The following is a 449-nucleotide window of genomic DNA, read 5'->3' as shown; positions in this document are numbered from 1 at the left end:
GCTCAGTACACCTATGCAGCAGGCAACCGAATCGCGTCCATGCTGTACGGCAACGGTGTGCAGACGGCGTATGAGTATACGCCAGAAGGACAAGTATCGCGGCTCCACACCCGTGCAGCGGATGGAACAGTATTGCTAGACAACCGATATGCGTATGACCAAAGCGGGAATACGGTAGGCTGTTATGGAACGGAAGATCGCGCGGAATACCGCTATGATGCACTGGATCGACTGGTGGAAGCCAGGTATGCCGAATACGGCACGGAGCAACTCGCTTATGACGCCGCAGGAAACCGAGTCTCTCGTGACTGGAACGGACAACGGACAAGCTATACCTATGATACCCGGAACCGCCTGCTCAGCCTAGTTGAGGAAGCATTGCAGAAAGAGGAGCAAGGTGTATCCGCTGAGCGAGCAAACGGGAAAAACATTCGCTACACTTATGATGC

At 54.1% G+C, this 449-nt stretch carries 1 pseudogene; it reads left to right on the top strand.

Annotated elements, in window-relative coordinates:
- Positions 1–449, top strand: a pseudogene (locus AMS66_RS06565) (hypothetical protein); the annotation flags it as partial.

The sequence above is a fragment of the Paenibacillus xylanivorans genome, from assembly GCF_001280595.1.
GTDB lineage: Bacteria > Bacillota > Bacilli > Paenibacillales > Paenibacillaceae > Paenibacillus > Paenibacillus xylanivorans.
This window is presented reverse-complemented; position numbering and strand designations above follow the sequence as displayed.